25 protein-coding genes are annotated in these 19,883 nt (G+C 69.1%); 13 read left to right on the forward strand and 12 right to left on the reverse strand.

Annotated elements, in window-relative coordinates; all coding sequences use genetic code 11:
• Window positions 1–10: 10 nt before the first annotated feature.
• From LT972_RS10920 to LT972_RS10930, 3 genes are all read left to right on the forward strand, one after another.
• The gene (locus LT972_RS10920) at window positions 11–604 is read left to right on the forward strand and encodes a class I SAM-dependent methyltransferase (protein WP_232570305.1); all 594 of its coding nucleotides are present in this window, start codon (window positions 11–13) and stop codon (window positions 602–604) included.
• 63 nt (window positions 605–667) lie between these two features.
• Window positions 668–841 carry a protein translocase SEC61 complex subunit gamma gene (locus LT972_RS10925; RefSeq protein ID WP_232570306.1) on the forward strand — a complete coding sequence of 58 codons (174 nt, stop codon included), beginning with the start codon at window positions 668–670 and terminating at the stop codon, window positions 839–841.
• 1 nt (window position 842) lies between these two features.
• Complete coding sequence (locus LT972_RS10930) at window positions 843–1,280, forward strand: transcription elongation factor Spt5 (RefSeq protein ID WP_232570308.1); 438 nt, start codon at window positions 843–845, stop codon at window positions 1,278–1,280.
• Between the two features lie 75 nt (window positions 1,281–1,355).
• On the opposite strand, the gene LT972_RS10935 is transcribed toward LT972_RS10930, so the two are convergent.
• The 3 genes from LT972_RS10935 to LT972_RS10945 all read right to left on the reverse strand — a co-directional run bounded on the left by LT972_RS10935 (window position 1,356) and on the right by LT972_RS10945 (window position 3,922).
• Window positions 1,356–2,093 (reverse strand): fumarylacetoacetate hydrolase family protein, encoded by a 738-nt coding sequence (locus LT972_RS10935; protein ID WP_232570310.1) that lies wholly within the window; start codon window positions 2,091–2,093, stop codon window positions 1,356–1,358.
• Between the two features lie 66 nt (window positions 2,094–2,159).
• Window positions 2,160–2,501, reverse strand: coding sequence for a DUF7565 family protein (locus LT972_RS10940; protein WP_232570311.1), 342 nt, complete (start codon window positions 2,499–2,501; stop codon window positions 2,160–2,162).
• Window positions 2,502–2,761: 260 nt separating this feature from the next.
• On the reverse strand, window positions 2,762–3,922 hold the full coding sequence (locus LT972_RS10945; RefSeq protein WP_390226307.1) for an acyl-CoA dehydrogenase family protein: 1,161 nt from the start codon (window positions 3,920–3,922) through the stop codon (window positions 2,762–2,764).
• Between the two features lie 112 nt (window positions 3,923–4,034).
• Between LT972_RS10945 and LT972_RS10950 the strand changes: the two genes are divergently transcribed.
• Window positions 4,035–4,790 (forward strand): PHP domain-containing protein, encoded by a 756-nt coding sequence (locus LT972_RS10950; protein WP_232570313.1) that lies wholly within the window; start codon window positions 4,035–4,037, stop codon window positions 4,788–4,790.
• Window positions 4,791–4,839: 49 nt separating this feature from the next.
• On the opposite strand, the gene LT972_RS10955 is transcribed toward LT972_RS10950, so the two are convergent.
• The 3 genes from LT972_RS10955 to LT972_RS10965 form a co-directional block, all read right to left on the reverse strand.
• Window positions 4,840–5,322: a metal-dependent hydrolase gene (locus LT972_RS10955; protein ID WP_232570315.1), complete on the reverse strand. Its 483-nt coding sequence runs from the start codon at window positions 5,320–5,322 to the stop codon at window positions 4,840–4,842.
• 22 nt (window positions 5,323–5,344) lie between these two features.
• Window positions 5,345–5,860, reverse strand: coding sequence for a CinA family protein (locus LT972_RS10960; protein WP_232570317.1), 516 nt, complete (start codon window positions 5,858–5,860; stop codon window positions 5,345–5,347).
• Between the two features lie 86 nt (window positions 5,861–5,946).
• Complete coding sequence (locus LT972_RS10965; RefSeq protein WP_232570324.1) at window positions 5,947–6,294, reverse strand: nuclear transport factor 2 family protein; 348 nt, start codon at window positions 6,292–6,294, stop codon at window positions 5,947–5,949.
• Between the two features lie 95 nt (window positions 6,295–6,389).
• On the opposite strand from LT972_RS10965, the gene LT972_RS10970 reads away from it, so the two are divergent.
• Together LT972_RS10970 and LT972_RS10975 are read left to right on the forward strand one after the other, a co-directional pair.
• The gene (locus LT972_RS10970) at window positions 6,390–7,490 is read left to right on the forward strand and encodes a pyridoxal phosphate-dependent aminotransferase (protein ID WP_232570325.1); all 1,101 of its coding nucleotides are present in this window, start codon (window positions 6,390–6,392) and stop codon (window positions 7,488–7,490) included.
• Between the two features lie 43 nt (window positions 7,491–7,533).
• Complete coding sequence (locus tag LT972_RS10975; protein ID WP_232570326.1) at window positions 7,534–8,562, forward strand: ArsA family ATPase; 1,029 nt, start codon at window positions 7,534–7,536, stop codon at window positions 8,560–8,562.
• Here LT972_RS10975 and LT972_RS10980 read toward each other — a convergent pair whose 3' ends face one another.
• The 3 genes from LT972_RS10980 to LT972_RS10990 form a co-directional block, all read right to left on the reverse strand.
• A complete protein-coding gene (locus LT972_RS10980) occupies window positions 8,563–9,381 on the reverse strand; it encodes an SDR family oxidoreductase (protein WP_232570327.1) in 819 nt (272 codons plus the stop codon).
• A gap of 276 nt (window positions 9,382–9,657) precedes the next feature.
• Window positions 9,658–10,434, reverse strand: a complete 777-nt coding sequence (locus tag LT972_RS10985; RefSeq protein ID WP_232570328.1) for an endonuclease V — start codon at window positions 10,432–10,434, stop codon at window positions 9,658–9,660.
• Window positions 10,435–11,394 carry a rhomboid family intramembrane serine protease gene (locus tag LT972_RS10990; protein WP_232570329.1) on the reverse strand — a complete coding sequence of 320 codons (960 nt, stop codon included), beginning with the start codon at window positions 11,392–11,394 and terminating at the stop codon, window positions 10,435–10,437.
• Window positions 11,395–11,485: 91 nt separating this feature from the next.
• Here LT972_RS10990 and LT972_RS10995 point away from each other — a divergent pair, with 91 nt between their 5' ends.
• From LT972_RS10995 to LT972_RS11005, 3 genes are read left to right on the forward strand one after another with little or no spacing between them, the layout of a single operon-like run.
• Window positions 11,486–11,920 carry a DUF5788 family protein gene (locus LT972_RS10995; RefSeq protein ID WP_232570330.1) on the forward strand — a complete coding sequence of 145 codons (435 nt, stop codon included), beginning with the start codon at window positions 11,486–11,488 and terminating at the stop codon, window positions 11,918–11,920.
• Entirely contained in the window at window positions 11,917–13,665 is a 1,749-nt protein-coding gene (polX, locus tag LT972_RS11000; RefSeq protein ID WP_232570331.1) for a DNA polymerase/3'-5' exonuclease PolX, read from the forward strand. The genes LT972_RS10995 and polX overlap by 4 nt, the downstream gene beginning before the upstream one ends.
• The gene (locus LT972_RS11005) at window positions 13,665–14,102 is read left to right on the forward strand and encodes a Mut7-C RNAse domain-containing protein (protein WP_232570333.1); all 438 of its coding nucleotides are present in this window, start codon (window positions 13,665–13,667) and stop codon (window positions 14,100–14,102) included. Before polX ends, LT972_RS11005 begins: the two co-directional genes overlap by 1 nt.
• Here the strand turns inward: LT972_RS11005 and LT972_RS11010 are convergent.
• The gene (locus tag LT972_RS11010; protein ID WP_232570335.1) at window positions 14,099–15,016 is read right to left on the reverse strand and encodes a DUF7139 domain-containing protein; all 918 of its coding nucleotides are present in this window, start codon (window positions 15,014–15,016) and stop codon (window positions 14,099–14,101) included. The genes LT972_RS11005 and LT972_RS11010 overlap by 4 nt on opposite strands.
• A 176-nt stretch (window positions 15,017–15,192) precedes the next feature.
• Here LT972_RS11010 and LT972_RS11015 point away from each other — a divergent pair, with 176 nt between their 5' ends.
• From LT972_RS11015 to LT972_RS11030, 4 genes are all read left to right on the forward strand, one after another.
• On the forward strand, window positions 15,193–16,173 hold the full coding sequence (locus LT972_RS11015) for a DUF4352 domain-containing protein (RefSeq protein WP_232570336.1): 981 nt from the start codon (window positions 15,193–15,195) through the stop codon (window positions 16,171–16,173).
• Window positions 16,174–16,242: 69 nt separating this feature from the next.
• The gene (locus LT972_RS11020; protein WP_232570339.1) at window positions 16,243–16,530 is read left to right on the forward strand and encodes a DUF5789 family protein; all 288 of its coding nucleotides are present in this window, start codon (window positions 16,243–16,245) and stop codon (window positions 16,528–16,530) included.
• 75 nt (window positions 16,531–16,605) lie between these two features.
• Window positions 16,606–18,369: a methyl-accepting chemotaxis protein gene (locus LT972_RS11025; protein ID WP_232570346.1), complete on the forward strand. Its 1,764-nt coding sequence runs from the start codon at window positions 16,606–16,608 to the stop codon at window positions 18,367–18,369.
• A 46-nt stretch (window positions 18,370–18,415) separates the two neighbouring features.
• Window positions 18,416–18,853, forward strand: coding sequence for a DUF302 domain-containing protein (locus tag LT972_RS11030; protein ID WP_232570348.1), 438 nt, complete (start codon window positions 18,416–18,418; stop codon window positions 18,851–18,853).
• Here the strand turns inward: LT972_RS11030 and LT972_RS11035 are convergent.
• Window positions 18,850–19,617 (reverse strand): CPBP family intramembrane glutamic endopeptidase, encoded by a 768-nt coding sequence (locus LT972_RS11035; protein WP_232570350.1) that lies wholly within the window; start codon window positions 19,615–19,617, stop codon window positions 18,850–18,852. The two genes, LT972_RS11030 and LT972_RS11035, sit on opposite strands and share 4 nt — an antisense overlap.
• Window positions 19,618–19,659: 42 nt before the next feature.
• Complete coding sequence (locus tag LT972_RS11040) at window positions 19,660–19,875, reverse strand: hypothetical protein (RefSeq protein WP_232570352.1); 216 nt, start codon at window positions 19,873–19,875, stop codon at window positions 19,660–19,662.
• Window positions 19,876–19,883 lie beyond the last annotated feature (8 nt).

Genomic DNA, 19,883 nt, shown 5'->3' on the forward strand with positions numbered 1-19,883 from the left:
GAGACCCAGTATGGACGCGTTCCAGAACACCGCACAGCCCGACTGGGACTGGTGGAGTCGCCTGTGGCCGACGCCCGGCGCGACGCTTCGTGACCTCGGCGTCACCGCCGACGACGCGGTCGCCGAAGTCCCGTCCGGGAACGGCTACTTCGCGCTCCCCGCGGCCCGCATCACCGACCCGAACACCGTCTACGCCGTCGACCGCGACGCGTCGCTGCTCGACGAACTCGCGCACCTCGCCGACCAGCACGCCATCGGGAACGTCGAGCCGATTCGCGGCGACGCCCGCGACCTCGCGTCGCTTCTCCCCGAGCGCGTGGACGTCGTCCTCGTCGCGAACACGTTCCACGGCGTCGACGACCGCACGGAGTTCGTTCGTGAGGCCGTCGACGCGCTCGCCGACGGCGGTCGACTCGTCGTCGTGAACTGGCACGACCGACCGCGCGAGGAGACCGCCGCGATGGGCGAACCGCGCGGCCCGCCGACGGACCTCCGGCTCTCCCCCGACGAGACCGAAGCGGCGGTCCGCGACGCCGCGGACGTGACGCTGGCCGAGCGCGTCGAACTCCCGCCACACCACTACGCGCTCGTCTTCGAGGCGTGAGTGCGGGCGATTCCTCGGCGCGGCATCAATAGATAAAAAAGCGAGCGCCGCGTCCACCCGAACATGGACGTTCCCCTAGAGCTTTCAGCGTACACCCGCGTGCTACGGCTGGCCAGCACGCCCTCGTGGGAGGAGTTCTCCCAGATCGCGAAGATTGCCGCCGCAGGCATCTTCCTCATCGGCCTCATCGGCTTCCTGATCTTCCTCGTGATGAACGGCGTCACGTCGGTGATCTGAGATGGGCGTCTACGCTGTGAAGACCACCGCGAGCCAGGAGCAGACCGTCGCGAGCATGATTGCGAACCGCGAAGAGGACGAGATTCACGCGGTGCTCGCGCCCGACGCGCTCACCAGTTACGTGATGGTCGAGGCGGACGACGACGCCGTCATCACGCGCGTCATGGAGGAGATTCCCCACGCCCGCAGCCTCGTCCCCGGCATGTCCTCCATCTCGGAGGTCGAGCACTTCCTCTCCCCGAAACCGGACGTCGAGGGCATCGCGGAGGGCGACATCGTGGAACTCATCGCCGGCCCGTTCAAGGGCGAGAAAGCGCAGGTCCAGCGCATCGACGAGGGCAAAGACCAGGTCACCGTCGAACTGTACGAGGCGACCGTCCCGATTCCCGTGACGGTTCGCGGCGACCAGATTCGCGTGCTGGACTCGGAAGAACGGTAACGCGTTCTTCGACGTCTCGTTCGCTACGCTCACGAGACCAGCGAGGAGCGCTGAGCGAAGAAACACCCGCGTCGATTACTCCTTGTTCGGTTCGACAATCGTGTTTTCGAGCGTGCCGACACCCTCGTAGGTGATTTCGACCGTCTCGCCGGGTTCGACCAGCCCCGGGTTCGCGGGGCTGCCGAACGCGATTACGTCGCCCGGCCGGAGCGTGAACCGCTCGGAGAGGAAGGAGACGACTTCGTAGGGGCCGAACAGCATCAGTTCGGTGTTGGCCTTCTGTCGGCGCTCACCGCCGACGTCCGTGTGCATATCGATATCGTCGGGGTCGTCGACGTCGGTCTCAATCCACGGGCCGAGCGGCCCGGAGCCGTCGAAGGCCTTCCGGGCGGTGCGTCCGGGCTGGTCGAGCGCGTCGAGGTCGTTCAGGACGGTGAAGCCCCGGAGAACGTCCGGGGCTTCGCGCTCGGTGACGTCGTGACAGCGCTCGCCGACGACGGCCGCGAGTTCGCCGGCGTACGTCAGTTCGTCGGTGAACGGCGGGTACGGAATCTCGGTGTCGTGCGCGACCACCGACGTCGGCGGCTTGATGAAGAAATCCGGTTCGTCGGGACGGTCGTAGTCCATCTGGTCGAGCGTCTCGGCGTAGTTCCGGCCGACGCAGTAGACCGCCGACGGGTCGGCGGGCGGCAGCAGGCGACCGTCTTCGCCGACAACGTACTCGGTGCCGTCCTCGCGGTCCGTCACGGTGCCGGCCTCGTACTCGCCGGTGACGACCGCGCCGTCGGTGGACTGGAGTCTCGCTAGTCGCATCGTACTGGAGTGAGAGAACGTGGTGGGCGGGAGCCGAAACAGTTTGCGGACGCCGCGAACGCGTCGTCAGCTCGTCGTCGCGGGTGCCGGCTCGGAGGTGTCGAGCGCGTCGGCGCGCTCGTCGCTCAGGAGGTCTTCGAGCACGGCGGGGTCGAGCGCGTCGGCGACGTCCTCGAGGACGCGCTCGCGCTCGCGGACGGCGCCGGAGTCGCCGTCGTAGTGGCGGACGTACTGGGCGCGCGTGTGTTCTTCGAGGCCGTGCTTGATGGCGAAGTACCCCTCGGGCACCGTCTCGCCACAGATTTCGCAGTCGTGGTCGTCGTGGTCGGCGACCTGGTGCGCGAGAAGCGCCTCAACGGTCCCGAACGCCGACCCACAGCCGACGATTGCACACTCCCACCCGGACATAGGTGCGTGTACCCCCAGCGCGTAGATAAACTTTGTGTCGGCGAACGGACCACCGAACCCCGCACGTCCGCCGATTGTCAGTCCAGCGTCAGACAAAGTATCAGGGTTGAAACCGACACGCGAACCGCGTTAACACACTACTAACTATGCCGGAAATCATCCGTACCGGCTCCGAGACGCGCGTTCAACCAGATTTCGGTGTCTGGCTCGCTACTGCTCGCCGCTCTGCCGAGAAGCAGGGCTTCTCGACGTCGGGGTCGCTACTGCTCCCCCGACTGCCGATAAATCAGGTTGCGCTGAATCTCGTTGGCGCCCTCGTAGATGACCGGGATGCGGACGTCCCGGTAGACGCGGGCGATGCGGCGGTCGGTCAACACGGAGCGGCCGCCGTGGAACTGCATCCCGCGCTCGGCGTTGTCCATCGCGACCTCCGTGGACTTCGTCTTCGCCATCGCCGCCCACAGGCCGGGGTTGTCGTAGGACTCGACCTTCTCGGCGGCGCGGTAGTTCAGCGCGCGGGCCGCCTCGAACTCCGTGCGCATGTCCGCGAGGTCGTGCTGGACGGCCTGGAAGTCCGAGACCGTGCGACCGAACTCCTCGCGGTCGTGGACGAAGTCCCACGCCTCTTCGAGGGCGGCGGCGGCGAGACCGAGGCCGTGCCCGCCGACGACGACGCGGCCGTGGTTGAAGAAGTCCGCGAGCATCATGAAGCCGGCCCCCTCGCTCCCGATGAGGTTCTCCTCGGGGACACGGCAGTCGTCGAAGACGACGTGGGCCTGCTTGGACGCGCGCATCCCCATCTTCTCGGGGATGTGCTCGGCGTCGTAGCCCGCGGTATCCGTTGGCACCGCGAACAGCGAGTAGTTCATGTACCGGTCGTCAGTGTCGCCGGTCTTCGCGTACACCGTCAGCCAGTCCGCCTCGACGCCGTTACCGATCCAGTACTTCTCGCCGTTCAGGACGTACTCGTCGCCGTCTTTCTCGGCGGTCGTCTGCATCCCCGCGAGGTCGGAGCCGACTTCCGGCTCGGAGACGGCGAGCCCCGTAATCTGGTCGTTCTCGGCGACCGGGCGCAGGAAGCGTTCCTTCTGCTCGTCGGAGCCGTACTCCTCTAGCATCTCCGCGCCGAAACTCGCGAGTTGGAGCGTGAGCGCGATACCGGCGTCAGCGCGGTAGAACTCCTCGGCGATGGCGAGAATCTGGGTCAAATCGAGGCCGCGGCCGCCGTACTCCTCGCCGATGTCTTGGGCGACGAGTCCGGCGTCCATCCCGGCTTCCAGAATCTCCCGTGGGTAGTCCCCGGTGCGGTAGTACTCCTCGGCGTTCGGCGCGATGTGTTCGGCGGCGAACTCTCGGGCGTCCCGCTTCACGTCGCGGGCGCGCTCGGGAACGAGGTCCTCGGAGAGCAGATTCAGGCTCATATCCGGGTTTGGTCGGCCACGGCAATAAAACGCCTCAGAACTCCCGGCCACGGGCGCGGCGTTTACGTTGCGAACCGTAAACCGCTAATCCCGGCCGGCCGAATCGGGGCGTGTGCCGACGACACGGGTCGACCTCCACGTGAAGGTGTTAGACGACGAGGTCGTGCGACGGGCGAAGGACGCAGGCGTCGAGGTGTTGGTGTACGCGCCACACTTCACGCGACTCGGCGAAATCCGGGAGCGGGCCGCCGAGTTCTCCGACGACGACCTGCTGGTGGTCCCCGGTCGCGAGGTGTTCACGGGGTCGTACCGCGACCGGAAGCACGTGCTCGCGGTCGGCCTGGAAGCGGGCGTCCCGGACTTCGTGACCCTGGACGGCGCGCTCACCGAACTCGACCGGCAGGGCGCCGCCGTGCTCGCTCCCCACCCGGACTTCCTCACGGTGAGCCTGACGCCGACGGACGTCGAGCGCCTGCGAGACCGCGTCGACGCCGTGGAGACGTACAACCCGAAACACCTCCCGCACCACAACCGCCGCGCATCCTCGCTCGCGAGCGCACACGACGTCCCCGAGTTCGGGTCGTCGTACGCCCACCGCCCCGAGACTGTCGGCGAAGTGTGGACGGCCTTCGACGCCGCCATCGACTCCGCGAGCGACCTCGTGGACGCGCTCAAGGACGGCGTTTCTCGGCGCGTCGAACACCGGAACGGCGCCCGCCACCGCGCTCGCTGTCTCGCGGAGCAACTCCACCTCGCGTACGAGAACACGTGGGAGAAAGTCGACCGACTGTTGCTCTCGGGGATGGAGCCGACCCACCCCCGTCACATCGCGTACGACGGGAAGTTCGACGACGTCGCGGTCTACTAGGCGAGCGCGTCGGCGGCGTCCGTTTTCCGAGCGCGCCGACGATATCCGCCTAGACGAGCGTGTTGACCGCGTCCGTCGGGACGTACTGGGGCGCGACGTAGAGCGCCGCCGCGACGGCCGCGAGCTCGAGCACGGTGATGATGACGGTGGCGAGCGTGGCGTACTTCGAGGACGTGGTAACGCCGACGGGTAGGCCGAACTCCTCGTCCCAGAGCGGGTAGAACAGGGCGATGCCGCGCTTGCTCCCGACGACGTCGAGGACGTAGTGGCTGGCGACGCCGACCCACACCCACTGGAGGTTCCCGAAGTAGAACGGGAACGCGTACAGCACGGCGAGCACGGGGAGGTTGTGGAGCGTCTTGCGGTGTTTCCCGAAGTCGGTGTCGACGTCGGGGAACAGCGCGCCGAGCACGGCCGGGATGGTGACGGCGGCGACGGTCTCCAGCGTCTGGAGGTCGCCGTCCGGATAGAGCACGTAACCGAGGCCGATGCCGAGCAGAATTCCGTTGAGGACGTGGTCGCCCTTGTTCATGACTGTGACCCTGCCATCGAAGCTACCTCACCGTTTCGAGTTCCGACGCCGCGGCACGGAGCGCACCGCGGGCTATCTGTTCTTTGATTGCGAGGCGGTCGCCGTCGAACTCGCGGCGCTCGACGGTCGTGTAGGACTCGCCCGTCCCCCAGTCGCCGGCGTACGCGACGCCGATGTAGACGGTGCCGACTGGCTTCTCCTCGGTGCCGCCCGACGGGCCGGCGATGCCGGTGGTGGCGACGCCCCACGTCGCGCCGGCGCGGTCGCGGGCGGCCTGTGCCATCTCGCGGGCGACCGGTTCGCTCACCGCGCCGTGTTCGTCTAAGGCCTCGCGGCTGACGCCGGAGTCGAGTTTCGCGTCGTACGTGTACGTGACGAGGCTCCGGTCGAAGTAGTCCGAGGAGCCGGGGACGTCCGTGAGCAGGGAGCCGATGAGCCCGCCCGTGCAGGACTCGGCGGTGGCGATGGTGTGCCCGGCCTCCCGGAGCGCGTCCCCGAGCGTCTCCTCTATCGGCGGGTCGGCGGCGTGCTCGCGCATGCCCTCGGCTACCGAGGCAGTCGGCTTGAAGGTGGTGGCGAGGGAGGGTCGGTCGGCGGGCCGGGAGCGCTGGCCCGCGACAGGTGTCAGACGGCGTCGCGGTCGGTGAACGTGTGTCGTTCCGCGATGTCGCCGTCCTCGAACGTGTGGAAGTCCGCGAACCCGAAGGTCACGGGGTCGCCGTCCTGCTTCCCCTCGAAGGTTCCGCGGACTGCCGCCCGGTCGCCGTCGACGGCCACCGTCTCGATTTCGTGCGTGCCGTCGGTGAGCGGGCGGTCCTCCCGGTAGAATTCGGCGAGTTCGGCCTTCCCCTCGATGGGCGACTGGCCGGGGCGTTCGTACACCACGTCGTCGGCGAACAGCGCGAGCAGGTCGTCGACGCGGCCGTCGTCCACGGCGTCGTAGTACGCGTGGACGCGCTCTCGAAGTGACACACGTCGGTCTGTCGGCAGGATTGCAGTTCAAGCCGGGCGTCCCGGCAACGCCTGCCGCCCGAAAGACACAGGTTCCGGGGCGCGGACGAACCGGTATGGAGTACGAGGAACCGCTGTTCTTCCGCGTGATGGAGTACGCGGCCCACGCCGACGGCGACATCGTGGACATGGTCTCGGGCAACCCCGACTGGGGGTCGCCGCCCGCCGTCGCCGAGGGCCTCCACGAGTACGCCGACACGGGCGGCCGGGAGTTCCAGTACCCGCCCAGCGAGGGGCTCCGGGAACTCCGCGAGGAAATCGCGGCGCGCCGGCAGGTCGACGAGTCGCAGGTCATCGTGACCAACGGCGGCGGCGAGGCGAACTACCTCGCGATGGGGCGCGCGCTCGAACGCAACGCCGGCGACGAGGTCGTCATGACCGACCCGGTCTATCCGTACTATCCGGGAAAGACGACGATGCTCGGCGGCACTCAGCGCTTCGTGGAGACGGCCGCGGACGGCAGTCTCGACCCCGAGGACGTGCGCGAGGCCGCGAGCGAGGACACCGCGTGCATCCTCGTGAACACGCCGAACAATCCGACCGGCGCGGTGTACGGCGAGGACGCGATGCGGGAGTTCGTCGCAATCGCCGAAGAGAACGACGCTATCCTCGTCAGCGACGAGGTGTACGACCACTTCGACTTCTCCGGCGAGTTCGCGAGCGCGCTCCAGTTCGACTCGCCGAACCGCATCGTCACCAACTCGTTCTCGAAATCCCTCGCCATCACAGGGTTCCGCGTGGGCTACTGCATCGCCGACGAGGAACACGCCGACCCGATGAAGTCCCGACACATGCTGACGAACGTCGCCTCCAGCCGGCCGGCGCAGGCCGCCGTCCTGCACGCGCTTCGCGAGACGGACGCCGACTACTACCGGGAGAGCCGGGAACTGCTCCGGGAGCGCGTGGAGACGTTCACGGCGGCGCTGGACGACGCGGGCGCCGAGTACACGACGCCGGACGGCGCGTTCTACGTGATGGCGCGCTTCCCCGACTTCCCGGGGACGCTGGAGAACACGTACGAACTCATCGACGAGGCGGGCGTCGCGGGGATGCCCGGCGCCGGGTTCGGGAGCGCGCGCGACGACTGGCTCAGGTTCGCGCTCGTGACGCCGCGGGTCGAGGAGGCGGCCGACCGCCTCGCCGACTACTTCGCCTGAGAGCGACCGACGGATTGACCCCGCTGGGTCGCTCACCCCCGGTATGGACGAACTGGAGGTCGAGGCGGTCGACTCGCTCGACCCAGGCGTGACCACGGGCACCGCCGAGTACGTGCTGTACGGCGGGAAGGGCGGCGTCGGGAAGACGACGATGGCGGCGGCGACGGCGCTCGCGTCCGCGAACGAGGGCACGAACACGCTCGTCGTGTCGACGGACCCCGCGCACTCGCTGTCGGACACGCTCGGCGCCGAAATCGCGTCCCGGCCGGCGCAGATTCGCCCCGAGTTGCCGCTGTGGGGCGTCGAAATCGACCCCGACGACGCGCTCTCGCGGGCGGGGATGTTCGGGCAGGACGGCGGCTTCGCGGGCGGGCTGGACGCCCTGCTCGGCGGCACCGCGGGCGAATCCGGCGACGACGCCGCGATGATGCCCGGCGCCGACGAGGCCGCCGCGATGCAACTGCTCTTGGAGTACATGGACGACGACCGCTTCGACCGCGTCGTCGTGGACACCGCGCCGACCGGGCACACGCTCCGCCTGCTGGAACTCCCCGAGGTCTTGGACTCGATGGTGGGGCGGATGATGCAGATGCGCGAGCGCCTCGGCGGGATGATGGACGGCCTGAAGGGGATGTTCGGGCAGGGCGAGGACGACGACCAACCGCTCGGCGACATGGACGCCGTGAAAGAGCGCGTCGAGCGCCTGCGCGCCGTGCTCACCGACCCCGCCAGAACTGACTTCCGCGTCGTTCTGGTGCCCGAGGAGATGAGCGTCATGGAGTCCCAGCGACTCGTCGAGCGCCTCGACGAGTACGGCGTGCCGGTCGGGACCGTCGTCGTGAACCGCGTGATGGAACCGCTCGCGGACGTGGCCGACGTGCCGACGGACGCGTTCGTCGCGCCGAACCACGAGTCGTGTGAGTTCTGCGCGCGGCGCTGGGACGTCCAGCAGCGCGCGCTCGCCGAGGCACAGGACCTGTTCCGGGGCCACGACGTGAAACGCGTCCCCCTGCTCGCCGAGGAAGTGCGGGGCGAGCGCCCGCTCCGCGTGGTCGCCGCTTGCCTCGACTAGTCAGCGCGCGAACTTCAGCGCGAACCGGTAGCCGGCGTCCAGCCAGCGGTCCGGCAGGAATCGCGCGAGTACACCGAATCGGCCGGCGCGCGCCACCGGGTAGCGGGGCGCCGGGTCGGGGCTGACCGCGGCCTCCGTGATGACTTCGGCGACGCGCTCCGGAGACACCGCGCCGAGGCCGTTGACTGCGCTCGCGTCCGAGAAGAACTCGTAGATGCGCTCGTACGCACCGCTCTTGTCGAGGTCGTCGAACTCGTCGTCCGCGCGCTCCTGGAACGACGTGTCGACCGGGCCGGGCTCCACGACCGCCACGTCGATGCCGTACTCCGAGACTTCGCCGCGGAGCGCGTCGCTCATCCCCTCGATGGCGAACTTCGAGCCGTTGTACGCGCCCATCCCCGGCGTCGCGACGCGCCCGGAGACGCTGGAGACGTTCACGATGGTGCCGTCCTCGCGCTCCCGCATGTGGGGGAGGGCGGCGCGAATCAGGCGGTGGGGGCCGTAGACGTTCACGTCGAACTGCCGGTGGAGGTCGCGGGTCGGAATATCCTCCAGCGGCCCGAGTTGGGCGTACCCCGCGTTGTTCACCAAGCAGTCGAGGCGCCCGTGTTCTGCGACCGTCTCGTCCACGACGTTCCGGCACTGCGCCGGCTTCGTCACGTCGAGTTCGGCGGTCTCACAGCCCGCCTCCGCGAGCCCCGCGATGTCCTCGGTGTCCCGGGCCGTCGCGACCACCGTCCACTCCTCGGCGAGCAGCGAACGCGCCGTCGCGGCGCCGATGCCCGACGAACACCCCGTGACGAGTGCGACTTTCTCCATGGAGTGGGTGTCTCGTTCCGGGTAAGTAACGCTTGAGGTGTCGAGTCGAAGGATTCGCGTTCGGACACTGCGACGGCAGCCGAAAGCCCTCGGGTGTCTGCGGTCCCGCCGCTCGCTGTGCTCTTCACTCGCTACGCTCGTTCGGTGCTTGCCTCGCGGGGGTTCCCGCAGACACCCTCGCCCTTTCAATCCACCAGGCCGCAAACTGCCCAGTTAGCGACGAGCAGTCGGCTGACGGGGTGGCTGTGCCCAGTCGATTGTCGAATCAGCGCCGACTCACTTCAGTTCGTCCGCGTACGCGTCGGCGAGGCGCGTCGGCTCCGGGAGTTTGTAGCCCGCGCAGGTCGCCGCCACGAGGTCGACGGCGGTCTCGGCGCTCGCGCGGTGGCCGGAACTCACGTAGAGCGGGTTGACGTGGCGTTTCTCTGGGTTCGGGTACTGGCGGGACTGGAAGGCGTACCCGACGACCGTACCGGCGGGCGCGTCCATCGAGTCGTCGGCGTCGATGGGGACTCGGGTGCCCGCGGGGAGCGGGTCGGCGAGCGGTTCGCGGGGCGTCCCGCAGAGGAGGTTCTTCGCGACGCCGACCGCGGGCACGTCGAAGAGGACGCCGACGTGCGTGGCGATGCCGGCCTGCCGAAAGTGGATTCGGCCGCTCCCGTCCAAGACGAGCGCGTCCGGGGCGACCGACAGGGATTCGAGCGCGTCCACGATGGCACCGCCCTCGCGGAACGCGAGCAAGCCGGGGATGTACGGGATTTCGAGCGGTGCGCGACCTTCGGCGCTTTCGACGACGGCACCGTCGCGGATGGCGACCGCGGCGCTCACGGACTCGTCGTCGCGGAACGCCTGGTCGACGCCGACGATGACGGGCGCGTCCGCGGCGTCGAGGCCGGTCTGCTCGTCGGGCGTCGCGTCGAGGGCGGCGTCGCTCGGGTCGAAACCGAGGTCGTCGGCGAACGAGGCGACGCCGGCTATCTCGCGCTGGAGGGCTTCCATCTCCTCGCGGGAGCGTCCGGGGTCGGGGAGGAACTCGGGGCGGACGACCTCCATCTATCGACGGCGACCCGGGCCGCCCGGCCCGCCGGGACCGCCGGGCCCGCCGCCGAACTGGAGTTGCTGGGGGGCGCGCTTGCCCTCGCGTTTGAGTTTCGCACCGTACAGCAGGCCGAGACCGAGACCGGCGAGGTGGGCTATCTGCGCGACGCCGCCGAAGCCGATACTGCCCGCGGTAGACGCCAGAATCGAGTAGGCTGCGAACAGCGCGGTGGCGAGCCACAGCGGCATCGGGATGATGAAGTAGAGGTAGATGCGGAGGTTCGGGTTCAGCACGGTGAGGACACCGAGGAGCGCGGCGATGGCGCCGCTCGCGCCGAGGACGGCGGACTGGCCCTGGAGACCGATGAGCGGGACGCCGAGCAGGTCGGGGTTCATCGCGAGCGCGGTGCCGACCTGCGCGAGGCCCGCGAGGATGCCCGCGCCGAAGAACAGCGCGGCGAACTTCCGGGACCCGATGCGTTGCTCGACGACGGGGCCGAAGAAGTACAACACGATGCTGTTGAACACGATGTGCGTGAACCCGCCGTGGGAGAACACGGAGACGAGCCACGTCCACGCGTACTCGGGGTGTGCCGTGTTCAGCGTGAAGATGTTGTACCACGTCTGGGAGCCGATTGCGACGCCGAACGCGGGCGCGAGGAGGTACTGGAAGAGGAACGTCACCCACATCAACGCGAGGAAGGTGAAGGTGAGGTTCCCGCGGAAGTACGCGAGGACGCCGCCCGGTCCGGTGTCGATGGGAACGCGGTCGGCGATGCTCCCGGACTGGCCGCCGCGGTTGTCCACACTGTCGTCGAACCCGCTGTCGAAGACGCCACTCGGGTCGTCCCACTCGTCGAGCCCCGGACACTCGTGGTTCTCGGGGAGTCGGTGCTTCGAACAGTAAGTCCCGCCGCAGAGCCGACACTGGTATGGCATCGACTCCGGTTCGCCACACCTGTCACACGTCGCCATTGACGCGTCGTTAGGGAGGACCGTGGTTATTGTTTTGGGTCGCGGGGGCGACGGCCGCGGGGCTTTTGCCGGTGTGCGCGGAAGGTAGCGTATGCGCGACTACGAGCGAAAGCAACTCCTTGAACGGGTCGACCGCGAGGGGGCGACCGTCGGGGCGTCGATTCCCGACGAAGTCGAGGTGCAGGGGGAGGCCTTCGAGTTGCAGTCGTTCGTGTTCGAGGTGAAGCGACACGACCGGGTGCCGGCAGACCTGCGAGACGAGGTCGACGAGATGAAGAAACTGCTGCGCCGGGAGCGCTTGGAGCGCCGGGAGCGCTTGGAGGAGGGCGACATCACGCGCGAGGAGGGCGAACACATCGTCGAAGTGCTGGTGGGACTCGACCGCGCGCTGAACGCGCTCGAATCGCTGGGGACGACGAGTCTAGAGGCCGAGGCGGAGGCCTCCGAGCGCGCCGACCAGAAGCGGTGGTTCTCGTTTTTGAAGGAGGCGCTGGGACACAAGGACGACGAGGGGATTCGGCGATGAGCCGGAACGACGAGGTGGCGTCCGTCCTGGAGGCGTACGCCGACCTGCTCGAAGCGCAGGGCGTCGAGTACAAGCCGAGCACGTACCGGCGCGCGGCGGACAACGTCCGCGAACACCCGGAGGCCGTAGAGGACCTCGCGGCGGAAGGCGCCGACGCCGTCCAGCGAATCGACCGCGTGGGCGAGAGCATCGCGGCGAAGATAGTGGAGTACGTCGAGACCGGCGACATCGAGGAACTGGAAGCCGAACGCGAGAAACTCCCCGTGGAGATGGACGAACTGACCGCGGTGGAGGGCGTCGGCCCGAAGACGGTCAAGAAACTGTACGACGCACTCGGCGTGCGGACCCTAGACGACCTCGAAGCCGCGGCGGAGGCCGGCGAGATTCGAGACGTCTCGGGGTTCGGTGAGAAGACCGAGCAGAACATCCTCGCGCACGTCGACTTCGCGCGGGAAGCACAGGAACGCGAACTGCTCGGTGACGCCCGTCCGGTCGCCGAGGACGTGCTCGATTTCCTCCGCGGCCTCGACGCCGTAGAGCGCGCGGACGTGGCGGGGTCGCTCCGGCGGTGGCGCGCGACAATCGGCGACGTGGACGTGCTCGCGGCGAGCGACGACGGCGAAGCGGTCGGAGCGGCGCTCGCGGACTGGGAGCGCGTCGGCGAGGTCATCGACGCCGGCGAGACGAAGACGAGCGTCCGCCTGAACGACATGCGCGTGGACCTCCGAGTCGTCGTGGACGCGGAGTTCGGCGCGGCGCTCCAGTACTTCACGGGGAGCAAAGAACACAACGTCAAACTCCGGAACCACGCCATCGAGCAGGGCAAGAAGGTCAACGAGTACGGCGTCTTCGACGTGTCCGACGTCGAAGACGACGACGACCAGCGCGCCGGCGACCTGCTCGCGAGCGAGACCGAGGCGGACGTCTACGACACGGTCGGCCTGCCGTGGATGCCCCCCGAGATTCGGGAGGACCGCGGCGAAATCGAGGCCGCAATCGAGGGGACGCTCCCCGACCTAATCGAGGAGGACGAGATTCGCGGCGACCTCCACACGCACACGGAGTGGTCGGACGGGTCGCTGTCAATCGAGGAGATGGTGGCGGGCGCGGCGGAGTTCGGTCACGACTACGTCTGCATCTCCGACCACGGCGAGGGACCGGGCGTGTTCGGGGACTCGGGGCTCTCTGACGAGGACCTGCGCGAGCAGGCCGAGGAAATCGCGGCCGTCCGCGAGGACGCCGCGATCGAGGTGTTCCACGGCGTCGAGGCGAACGTCGACGCCGAGGGGAACGTCGGGGACGCGAGCGACGACGTGCTCGCCGACCTCGATTTGGTGGTCGCCAGCCCCCACAGCGGTCTCGGGGACGACGGCGGCGACCAGACCGAGCGCCTGATTCGCGCGGTCGAACACCCGCACGTCGACGTGCTCGGCCACCCGTCGGGCCGACTCATCAACGACCGCCCGGCGATGGAGTTCGACCCCGCGGCGCTCGGCGAGGCCGCGGCGGCCGCCGACACCGCGCTCGAAGTGAACAGCAACCCCCACCGCCTCGACCTCTGGGGGAGCGCCGTGCAGGCCGCAATCGACGCGGGCGCCACCATCGCAATCGACACCGACGCGCACTCCGTCGCGGAGTACGCGAACGTCGAGTACGGCGTCCACACCGCCCGCAGAGGGTGGGCGGAGACCGCGGACGTGCTGAACGCGCGGAGCGCCGTAGGCGTGCGCGAGTTCCTGGGCTGATGCGGTTGCTCGCGGACGCGATGTGCGGGAGTCTCGCGCGACTCCTGCGGATGTGCGGCCACGACACCGCGTACGCGCTCGACAGAGGCGTCGAGGCCGACGACGAACTGCTCGCGCTCGCCGAATCGGAGGGCAGGGTCGTGGTCACGCGGGACCGGCAGTTGGCCGAGCGCGCACCAGACAGCATTCTCGTCGAGTCGAAGGACGTAGACGAGCAACTTCGAGAAGTCGCCGCCGCGGGCGTGTCACTCGACCCGACGCCGGGCGCGCGCTGTGGCGCGTGCAACGGCGCCCTCGAAGCGCTCCCCGAGAGCGCGAGTCGACCCGAGTACGTGCCCGACGACGCCGGCCCGGTGTGGCGGTGTCGGGACTGCGGGCAGTGTTTCTGGCGCGGAAGTCACTGGGAGGACGTGGAAAAGCGAGTCGCGGACGTCTAGGCGTTCTGCTCCCACCAGTCGCAGGCCTCCATGTCGTCCATCTCCTCCTCGTAGAGGCCGCAGTAGGGCTGCATGCCGTCGCCGGTGTTCTGGTAGTCGAAGTGCGCGCAGTTCCCGCAGTACTTGTCCGGCCCCGGCCCCTCCGTCGTCTGCTGGTCGTCCATCGGGGACGTGATGTCCTGCGTGCTCGCGCCGCCGTCCGAGACGGACGCCGCGGGCTTCGAGGACGGCGGCGACTGCCGGGACGTGGTCTGAGAGTCCGGTTCGGGCGCGGGTTCGGAGGCGTTCGCGCGCGTCTCCTGTTCCGGGTCCTCGACGCCGCCGAACACGCCGACGCCGCCGAACGTGCCCGAGGAGAGGGCTTCGCGGGCGCTCTCGACTTCGTCGGCGGGCACCTCGACGGTGTGGGTCTCGCCGTCTTTGGTCACCGTCATCGTCACCGTGCCGCCGGGGTCGTTGCGCGTCTTGAACGTCGCGACGGCGGTGAACAGACACCAGAACGTCGTGATGATGCCCGCAAAGTAGACGACCACGAACACGAGCGTCGCCGTCGACGGGACGCCGGTGGCGGGGCCGGTGTACCAGTCCTGTGGGTACGTCCGTCGGAACAGCATCACGCCGAGGACCGCGAGGCCGGACCCGACCGCCGCGGCGGCGCGCTGGACGCGGTTCGCGGGGAGGACGGAGAAGATGCCGACGAACACCGCGGGGACGCCGAGTCCCGCGAGGATGCCCGCGATTTCGCGGCTCTCGTAGGGCCCGTAGCCGTTGTTGATGAGCAGGCCGGTGGCGCCCGCGAGAATGCCGCCGACCACGAGGAGCGCCCCCGCGGCGAACAGTCCGGTGCCGAGGTAGACGCGGCGCCGGCTCGCTTCGCCGGCGCGGCGGTCGTAGGTCTCCCCGAGGCTGGTCATGTGACCCCCTTGACGGTCCAGCGTAAAAACACTACGTCAGACACGGCGCCGGGTCGCACCGCGACCGGGGTGGCGGCAAACGGTACGCGCGTTCGCACCGACCGACAGCAACCGCGCCGCCAGTCCACACGGACCGTCCAAATACCGCTATCCGGTCAGTTCCCGTACGTTTCGGCATGACCGAACCGAGCACTCCGACGCGGCGGCGGTTCCTGCGCGCGACCGGGACAGCGGCGCTGGCGGCGGCGTTCGCCGGCTGTTCGGACGCCACCGAGTCGCTGCGTCAGCCGACGACCACGGAGCGCGGGACGGACAGGCGTGCCGTCGTCGGCGAAGTCGTCGCGGACGACCGGCTCGCGATGGTCGTCAGAGGGACGCGTCGGACCGACTCGCTCGGCGAGTTCAGCGACGCCGGCGAGGGCAACGAGTTCGTCGTCGCGCGACTCGCGGTGCGCAACGAGAGCGACGGCTACGTGGACTTCAGCGGCGGCTGGCAGACGCGCGTCGCGGACAGCGAGGACTACGTCTACGACGCGTCCTACGAGCGCACCGACCACCCGCTCGGTAGCGGGACGCTCGCGCCCGGCGAGGTGATGCGGGGCGACACCGTCTACGAGGTGCCGGCGGACGCGACCGGTCTCGTCCTGCAGTTCGACTTCGCGGCGTTCGACCTGTTCCGGTTCGACCGCGTGCGCGTCGACCTCGACAGCGAGGCGTCCCCGATAGCCGACCTCGAACAGTCCCTGCGCGTGGCCGTCTACGAGCCCGGCGACCGCACGACGTACGGCGGTCTCTCGGTCGCGGTCCGCGGCGTCCGTCGGGAGACGGCGCTCGGACAGTTCGCCGAAGCGACGCCGGGCACGGAGTACGTGATTCCGGACGTGGCCGTGACCAACGACACGAGCGAGGCGGTGACCGTGTCGACGCTCCTCCAGATGGCGCTGAAGACCGGGACCGGGCTGGCGTACACGCAGGACCTCGAAGGCTCCGCGGCGCTCGACCGCGGATTCGCCGAGGGGTCGCCGGTCGGCCCCGGCGAGACGCGGCGCGGCGAACTCGCGTACCTCGTCGACGCCGACCACGAGCGCCTGTACTGGGCGTTCGACTTCTACGACGCGACCGACCCCCAGAAGGCGTTCTGGGCGCTGTCGCCGTGACCCGAGCGGCCGGCGACGGGCGCGCGACGCTTCGAAAGGTTGAATCCCCGGCCTCTCGAACTCCGGCGTATGGCTGACGAGACCGACGAGGAAGACGAGGGGCCCGCCGTCGAACTCGGCGAGGGCGAATCCGTCGAGGGCGCGCCGCTCGCTCGCGTCGCGTCCCGACTGACGTGGGCGCTCCAGAAGAGCGAGGTCGTTCGGAAGGAGGGCGACGCGGTGATTCGGACGCCCGACGGCCCACAGCAACTCGCGGACGTCCTCGAAGACGTGGACAACCCGTACTTCGAGACGCGACGCGAGTTCGAGGAGGACGTGGAGGCGGTCATCGGCACCGGGCCGGTCCAGACCGAGTAAGCCGACGTTACCGGCCTTCCCGGCGGCTGGGAACTGCGGGGCAACCATTTTACTCACGGCCACAGAGGTAGGCCCATGAGCATCCGAACCGCGTACGAAGCGTGGCTGTGGCGGTCCATCTCGCTCGTCGGCGCCGACGGCAGCGTCGAGGGGAAGATGCTGACCGCCGTCGGGCTCCAGTTCGCCGGCGCCGTCGCGATGGCGGCCCTCGCCGTGTTCACCACCGGCGTCGTGCAGGTGGTGGGGGTCGGCGCGATGCTGGCGCTGTCCGCCGTCGCGTTCTTCAACACGTACCTCGTCGCCGAGCGGGACTTCGTGGAGCCGCTGGTGGAGTTAGAGGACGCCGCCAGCGACATCGCCGCCGGCGAGTTCGAGCGCGCGGACATCCCGGACTCGGAGCGCGACGACGAGGTGGCGAGTCTCGTCGCGTCGTTCCGCGAGATGCAGGGGAACCTCGCGCTGGCGTCCCGGCAGGCCGACGCGCTCGCCCGCCAGGACTTCGACGACCCGGCGCTCGACGACCGAGTGCCGGGCGCGTTCGGGGAGAGCATGGCGACGATGGCCGAGAGCCTCGAATCCCACACGGAGGAACTCGAAACCCAACAGCAGAAACTCGAACGCCAGTCCGAGAACCTCGAACGCCTCGTGGACGCGCTCTCCGAGGCGACCGAGCAGGCGCGGGCGGGCGACCTGACGGCGACGGTGGACGCGAACGCGCTGGCGGTGGACGCCGACCACCGCGCCGTCGTGGAGGACTTCAACGACCTCCTGGAGACGCTGGGCGCAACCATCGCGGACATCCAGTCGTTCGCCGACGACGTGCTCGCGGTCTCCGAGCGCACCGACGACCGCGTCGACGAGGTGGCCGCCCACAGCGTCGAGGTGAGCGGGTCGGTGAACGAAATCGCGGCGGGCGCGAGCCAGCAGACCGACCGCCTGAACGACATCGCGGCGGAGATGGACACGCTGTCGGCGACCGTCGAGGAAATCGCCGCGAGCGCCGACGACGTGGCCGACACCGCGCAGGCGGCGGCCGACCGCGGGGAAGCGGGCCGCGAGCAGGTCGAGGAGACCATCGAGGAACTGCGCGCGCTCCGCGAGCAGAGTCAGGCCGTCGCCCAGACGGTCGAGGCGCTCGCCGAGGAGGTCGACCGCATCGACGGCATCACGACTATCATCGAGGACATCGCCGAGGAGACGAACATGCTCGCGCTGAACGCGTCCATCGAGGCGGCCAGAACGGGCGCCGAGGGCGACGGGTTCGCCGTCGTCGCCGACGAGGTCAAGAGCCTCGCGGAGGAGACCAGCGAGCAGGCCGGCGACATCTCCGAGTTGGTCGGCGCGGTGACCGAGAAGGCCGACGAGGCCCACACGGCCATCGAGTCCGTGGACGCCGAGGTCGAGCGGAAGATAGACAACACGGAGGACGTGCTCCGGGACTTCGAGGCCATCGTGGACGACGTGGCCGACGTGAACGCCGCGGTACAGGAGATTTCGGAGGCGACCGACCAGGGCGCCCAGTCCACGACGGACGTGGTCGGGATGGTCGACGAGGTGGCGAGCGTCAGCGAGGAGACGGCCGCGGAGGCCGCGACGGTCGCGGACGCCGCCGAGGACCAGACCGAGGCGACCGACGAGGTGGCCGACCGAATGGACGAACTCGCGGAGCGCACGGCGTCGCTCGCCGACCTGCTCGACGACTTCGACGTGCCCGCGGACGCCGACGACGGCGTGCGGGACGCGGCCGACGACCGTCCCTCGCCCGATACCGACGCGGGCGCCGAGAGCGCGGCGGTCACCGACGGCGGCGACGAGTCGGCGTTCGACTGGGGCGCGTGACGCCGCCGGACCGAGTTTTATCTCCGTGGGACGCGGACGTTCGACTGTGCTCCCGATAGACCCCAGCGACATCGACCCCGAGGACTACGGCGAGAAACAGGCCACCCTGGAGATGAGTCACGAGGACGCAATCGAGTACGTCCGCGAGACGTTCGCGGACGCCGGCTTCGGCGTGCCCGTGGAGTTCTCCGTCTCCGAGATGCTGAACGAGAAGGTGGACGCGGGCCGCGACCCCTACTACGTGCTCGGCGCGTGCAACCCCGAGGTGGCGGACCGCGCCCTCGACGCCACGGACGACAAACTCGGCGCGCTGATGCCGTGTAACGTCGTCGTCTGGGAAGAAGAACCGGGCGTCCAGCGCGTCTACCACGTCTCGATTATGCGCATCGCTCGCCTCCTCGGGATGGCGCCGGACGACGACGAGATGGCCGACATCGTCGCCCAAACCGGCGAACTCGTCGACGACGCCTTCGAGAACCTCTAGAGGCCGAGGAAGGAGACCTCCTCGGGGGCGTACGTCACCGCGATGTACATCAGCGTGAACAGCGTCGCGTTGTAGAGGCCGTGTGCGAGCGCCGGCACCGCGATGTTCTGTGTCTTCTCGTAGGCGTAGCCGAAGACGACGCTCGGCACGAACAGCACGCTGATGGTGATTGCGGCGGCGACCGGCCCGCCCGAGAGCGCGAGAATGTGGGCGGGTGCGAACGTCGCGGACGCGAGCAGGATGGCGGGCCACGCGCTGAACTGCTCGCGGAGGCGCTTCTGGATGACGCCCCGGAACAGCAGTTCCTCGCCGGGGCCGATGAGGAGAATCTGGAGGACGGCGAGATACGGGATGATGCCGGGGTTCTGGAGCGCGGTGGTGGCGCCCGTGTTCGCCGCGGGTTCGGTGGACAACACGGCGATGAGAATCTGGGCGAAGACGTTCGCGGCGACGAACGCGAGAATCCACCCGCCGAAGAGGTACTTCGCGTCCGAGAGGTCGGGGACGTCGAACGGGACGTACTCCCAGGAGAGTCCGCGGTAGCGAATGTACAGCCACGCCGCCAGCGGGAACGCGACGCCCTGGAGGGAGATCATGGAGACGCCGAGGACGGCGACGTCGCCGAGTTCGTTGCCGGTGAGCGCGACGTAGGCGTTCGCGACGACCAGCCCCGCGGGGAGCGCGAGGACGAACCCGAGCAACGCGATACCGAACGCGGCGAGGACGGCGCGCGACCGGGAACCCTTGGAGAGAACCGAACTCATGGGGGAGGGTTCGGGGCGCGCGGCGAAAAAGGCAGGGGCCGGCTACTCGTCGCGGCGCCGGAGTTCCTCGCGGAGCGCGTCGACCTGCCCTTCGAGGTTCGCGACGCGCTCTTCGAGGTCGTTCGAGGACCCGCGGTCGAGGTACCGGACGACGGCGACGAGCAGGAGGAGCGGGAGCGCGAGCGACACCACCATCAGGAAGATGACTGCGAGTTCCATGCCGCCGGGCAAGCCGCCGACGAAGGCTGGAGGGAGCACAGTCCGAC

This window comes from Halobacterium litoreum (genome assembly GCF_021233415.1).
Taxonomy (GTDB): domain Archaea; phylum Halobacteriota; class Halobacteria; order Halobacteriales; family Halobacteriaceae; genus Halobacterium; species Halobacterium litoreum.